Below are 5,285 nucleotides of genomic sequence, written 5' to 3' on the forward strand. Positions count from 1 at the left end.
ACACGGGCCTGAAGCAGCACCCCGAGCTGTTCCGGGAGTACTTCGGCACGGTCATCCCGGCCGGCGACAACAAGTTCTCCGCGCTGAACACCGCGGTGTGGTCGGGTGGCTCCTTCATCTACGTCCCGCCGGGTGTGCACGTCGACATCCCGCTGCAGGCCTACTTCCGCATCAACACGGAGAACATGGGCCAGTTCGAGCGGACCCTGATCATCGTCGACGAGGGTGCCTCGGTGCACTACGTCGAGGGCTGCACGGCGCCGATCTACAAGTCGGACTCCCTGCACTCCGCGGTCGTCGAGATCATCGTGAAGAAGGGCGGCCACTGCCGCTACACGACCATCCAGAACTGGTCGAACAACGTCTACAACCTGGTCACCAAGCGCACCAAGGTCGAGGCCGGCGGATCCATGGAGTGGATCGACGGCAACATCGGGTCGAAGGTCACCATGAAGTACCCGGCCGTCTGGATGATGGGCGAGCACGCCCGCGGCGAGGTTCTCTCCGTGGCATTCGCCGGTGAGGGACAGCACCAGGACACCGGTGCCAAGATGCTGCACCTCGCGCCGTACACGTCGTCGACGATCATCAGCAAGTCGGTGGCACGTGGCGGCGGACGCGCTTCCTACCGCGGACTCGTCCAGGTCAACAAGGGTGCTCACGGTTCCAAGTCGACGGTCAAGTGTGACGCGCTGCTGGTCGATCAGATCAGCCGCTCGGACACCTACCCGTACGTCGACATCCGCGAGGACGACGTGACCATGGGCCACGAGGCCACCGTTTCGAAGGTGAGCGACGACCAGCTGTTCTACCTGATGAGCCGCGGGCTCACCGAAGACGAGGCCATGGCCACGGTCGTGCGCGGCTTCGTCGAGCCGATCGCCAAGGAACTCCCGATGGAGTACGCCCTGGAACTGAACCGCCTGATCGAACTGCAGATGGAAGGGGCGGTGGGTTAGTGACCACGCCAGAAACTGGTGTCCAGAATCTCGGAGTCGCGGGAGCCGTCGCAGGCGAGAATCCGCGGATAGCGCGGACCGCCACCGGCTCGCCGATCAAGAACAAGGGTGAGGTCTTCACCTCGTTCGACGTCAACGCCTTCGAGATCCCGGGTGGTCGCGACGAGGTCTGGCGGTTCACCCCGCTGCGCCGACTCCGCGGACTGCACGACGGAACGGCCGTCGCGAACGGCACGGTCACCGTCGACGTCGCCGGTCCGGACTCCGTCCAGGTCGAGACCGTCGGGCGTGACGACGACCGGCTGGGCAAGGCCGGCGTGCCCGCCGACCGGGTGGCCGCACAGGCCTACTCGGGTTTCGAGATGGCCACCGTCGTGACGGTCGGCCGTGAGGTCGAGGTCGCCGAGACGATCAACATCACGGTCACCGGCCCGGGCGAGGACAAGGTCGCCTTCGGGCACCTGCAGATCCGGCTCGACGCCTTCGCGAAGGCGACCGTCGTCATCGACCAGCGCGGCAGCGGCACGTTCGCCGAGAACGTCGAATTCGTTCTCGGCGACAGCGCCCGCCTCACCGTGGTCGCCGTCCAGGACTGGGCCGACGACGCCGTGCACGTCGCGTCGCATCACGCGCGGCTGGGCCGTGACGCGGTGCTCCGCCACAACGCGATCAGTCTCGGCGGCGACCTCGTCCGCCTGTCCGCGACCGTCAAGTACGACGGCCCCGGCGGCGACGCCGAACTGCTCGGCCTGTACTTCGCCGACGCCGGACAGCACTTCGAGCAGCGACTGCTGGTGGATCACTCGCAGCCGCACTGCAAGTCCAACGTGGTCTACAAGGGCGCCCTGCAGGGTGATCCGAATTCGGGAAAGCCCGACGCCCACACCGTGTGGATCGGCGACGTGCTGATCCGCGCCGCGGCCGAAGGCACCGACACGTTCGAGCTGAACCGCAACCTCGTCCTGACGGACGGTGCACGCGCCGACTCGGTTCCGAACCTCGAGATCGAGACCGGTGAGATCGTGGGTGCCGGCCACGCCAGCGCCACGGGACGATTCGACGACGAGCAGTTGTTCTACCTGCGCGCCCGCGGAATCCCCGAGGACGCGGCACGGCGACTCGTCGTGCGCGGGTTCTTCCACGAGATCATCAACAAGATCGCCGTCGCCGAGATTCGCGAGCGCCYCGAGGCTGCTGTCGAGGCCGAACTCGCCGCAGTCGGCGTGTGACCCGCGCCGCCGGACCACTACTTCCCATTTCTTCGAAGGATCACAATGTCTACCCCTGACGCTTCCACCCCCGAAACCTCGGTCCTGGAAATCAAGGACCTGCACGTCGACGTCGCGAACACCGACGAGAACGCCGACCCGATCAACATCCTCAAGGGTGTGAATCTGACGGTTCGTTCCGGCGAGACCCACGCGATCATGGGACCCAACGGGTCCGGCAAGTCGACGCTGTCGTACGCCATCGCGGGTCACCCCAAGTACCAGATCACCTCGGGCTCCATCACACTCAACGGTGAGAACGTCCTCGAGATGAGCGTCGACGAGCGTGCCCGCGCCGGACTGTTCCTCGCGATGCAGTACCCGGTCGAGGTCCCCGGCGTCTCGATGTCCAACTTCCTGCGCACCGCGGCCACCGCAGTCCGTGGCGAGGCCCCGAAGCTCCGTCACTGGGTGAAGGAAGTCAAGGAAGCGCTGACCGAGCTGGACATCGACCCCTCGTTCGGCGAGCGCAGTGTCAACGAAGGATTCTCCGGCGGTGAGAAGAAGCGCCACGAGATCCTGCAGCTCGGTCTCCTGAAGCCGAAGATCGCGATCCTCGACGAGACCGACTCCGGTCTCGACGTCGACGCCCTGCGCGTCGTCTCCGAGGGCGTGAACAAGTACAAGKAACGCGAGCACGGCGGAATCCTGCTGATCACGCACTACACGCGCATCCTCCGGTACATCAAGCCGGAATACGTCCACGTGTTCGTCGGCGGTCGTGTCGTCGAGTCGGGCGGACCGGAACTGGCCGACGAGCTCGAGGCGAAGGGCTACGAGCGCTTCACCCAGGCTGCAGCAACGCAAGGAGCATAAAAGCAGATGACCACCTCGGTGCGCGTATTCGACGTCACCCGGATCCGGGAGGACTTCCCGATCCTGGCGCGTACGGTCCGCGACGGAAAACCGCTGGTGTACCTCGATTCGGGCGCGACGTCACAGCGCCCGAACCAGGTGCTCGACGCCGAGAGGGAGTTCCTCACCACCTGTAACGCGGCCGTGCACCGGGGCGCTCACCAGCTCGCCGAAGAGGCCACCGACGCGTACGAGAATGCGCGTGCGGCGATCGCCGCGTTCGTCGGTGCCGACAGCGACGAACTCGTGTTCACCAAGAACGCGACGGAATCGCTGAATCTCGTCACTCACGTCCTCGGCGACGACCGCTTCGAGCGGCACCTCGGCCCCGGCGACGAGATCGTCATCACCGAACTCGAGCATCACGCCAATCTGGTGCCGTGGCAGGAGCTCGCGCGCAGCACCGGCGCGACGTTGCGCTGGTACGGCGTCACCGACGACGGCCGGATCGATCTCGATTCGCTCGAGCTGACCGACGCCGTCAAGGTCGTGGCGTTCACCCACCAGTCCAACGTGACCGGGGCGGTGGCACCCGTCGAGGAATTGGTGCGTCGCGCCCGCGCGGTCGGCGCGCTGGTGGTACTCGACGCGTGCCAGTCCGTCCCGCACATGGCGGTGGACTTCCACGCGCTCGGCGTGGACTACGCGGCCTTCTCGGGGCACAAGATGCTCGGCCCGTCCGGCGTGGGTGTCCTGTACGGGCGCCGCGAACTGCTGAACGCGATGCCGCCGTTCATCACCGGTGGTTCGATGATCGAGACCGTCACGATGGAACGCACCACCTATGCGCCGCCGCCGCAGCGGTTCGAGGCGGGCGTTCCGATGACGTCGCAGGTGGTCGGACTCGGCGCAGCGGTCCGGTATCTCGAGGAGATCGGGATGGACGCGGTCGCGGCGCATGAGCACACCCTGGTCGAGGCGGCACTGGCGGCGCTCGGTGCCATCGACGGTGTGCGCATCATCGGACCCACGACCGCCGAGGACCGCGGCGGGGCAGTGTCGTTCGTGGTCGACGGAATCCACGCACACGATCTCGGTCAGATTCTCGACGACGAGGGGGTCGCCATCCGCGTCGGCCACCACTGCGCCTGGCCCCTGCACCGTCATTTCGGTGTCGCGGCCACGGCGAGGGCGTCGTTCGCGCTGTACAACACGGTCGACGAGATCGACGCACTTGCGGCGGCGGTGCGGCGCGCACAGGAGTTCTTCGGGGAGGTTCCTGCATGAGAATGGAACAGATGTACCAGGAAGTGATCCTGGACCACTACAAGCATCCCCACGGCCGCGGTCTGCGCGAACCGTTCGGCGCCGAAGTCCACCACGTCAATCCCACGTGCGGTGACGAAGTGACGCTGCGCGTGCAGCTCGCCGACGACGGCACCGTCGTGGATGTGTCGTACGACGGCCAGGGTTGCTCCATCAGCCAGGCGTCGACGTCGGTGCTCACCGATCAGGTGGTCGGGATGCCCGTCGAGCAGGCCCTGCAGACCGTTGCCGCATTCAACGAGATGGTCAGCAGCCGCGGTACCGTCGAGGGGGACGAGGACGTCCTCGGGGACGGCATCGCCTTCGTCGGCGTCTCGAAGTACCCGGCTCGCGTGAAGTGTGCGCTGCTGGGATGGATGGCATTCAAGGACGCGGTTGTCCAGATAGTGGACGACCGGGTCGTGGACGAACGGGATTCGGCCGTTCCGACAGAAGACGGCGAACCAGCTCGAATCGGAGGACAGGCATCATGAGCGAGACGCAGACGCCGGAGGCGGACGCCACGGCCGTACCGGACCAGGCGACGGCCGACCACGGCGGCGAGACCGCCACTGCCGCGTCGGGTGCGATTACCGACCCGAAACGCCTCGAGGAGCTCGAGGAGGCGATGCGTGACGTCGTGGACCCCGAACTCGGCATCAACGTCGTCGACCTCGGTCTCGTGTACGGAATCACCGAGGAAGAGGATGTCGTGACCCTCGACATGACGCTCACGTCGGCGGCGTGCCCGCTGACCGATGTCATCGAGGACCAGTCGCGGGGCGCGCTCGTGCGCAGCGGTCTGTGCAACGAACTGAAGATCAACTGGGTGTGGCTCCCGCCGTGGGGCCCCGACAAGATCACCGAGGACGGCCGCGAGCAGTTGCGCGCGCTCGGCTTCACGGTCTGACCAGCCACTACGGGTAACGCGGAGGGGCTCGGCGAGATGCATCTCGCC

The 5,285-nt window shown here is 66.4% G+C and carries 6 protein-coding genes; all 6 read left to right on the forward strand.

The features are described from left to right. The coding region (gene sufB, locus AC1D1G_RS41185; RefSeq protein WP_477956494.1) for a Fe-S cluster assembly protein SufB at window positions 1–959 on the forward strand (959 nt) is incomplete at its 5' end. Beyond that, the gene (gene sufD / locus AC1D1G_RS41190; RefSeq protein WP_477956495.1) at window positions 959–2,188 is read left to right on the forward strand and encodes a Fe-S cluster assembly protein SufD; all 1,230 of its coding nucleotides are present in this window, start codon (window positions 959–961) and stop codon (window positions 2,186–2,188) included. The genes sufB and sufD, both read left to right, overlap by 1 nt. 45 nt (window positions 2,189–2,233) lie before the next feature. Next, window positions 2,234–3,043 (forward strand): Fe-S cluster assembly ATPase SufC, encoded by an 810-nt coding sequence (gene sufC / locus AC1D1G_RS41195; protein WP_477956496.1) that lies wholly within the window; start codon window positions 2,234–2,236, stop codon window positions 3,041–3,043. A 6-nt stretch (window positions 3,044–3,049) separates the two neighbouring features. After that, the gene (locus AC1D1G_RS41200; RefSeq protein ID WP_105418540.1) at window positions 3,050–4,309 is read left to right on the forward strand and encodes a cysteine desulfurase; all 1,260 of its coding nucleotides are present in this window, start codon (window positions 3,050–3,052) and stop codon (window positions 4,307–4,309) included. Then, complete coding sequence (gene sufU / locus AC1D1G_RS41205; RefSeq protein WP_283332362.1) at window positions 4,306–4,821, forward strand: Fe-S cluster assembly sulfur transfer protein SufU; 516 nt, start codon at window positions 4,306–4,308, stop codon at window positions 4,819–4,821. Before AC1D1G_RS41200 ends, sufU begins: the two co-directional genes overlap by 4 nt. Then, window positions 4,818–5,237, forward strand: coding sequence for a metal-sulfur cluster assembly factor (locus tag AC1D1G_RS41210; protein ID WP_283332363.1), 420 nt, complete (start codon window positions 4,818–4,820; stop codon window positions 5,235–5,237). The genes sufU and AC1D1G_RS41210 overlap by 4 nt, the downstream gene beginning before the upstream one ends. The last annotated feature ends 48 nt before the right edge of the window (window positions 5,238–5,285 follow it).

The organism is Rhodococcus sp. P3_B8 (genome assembly GCF_056402775.1).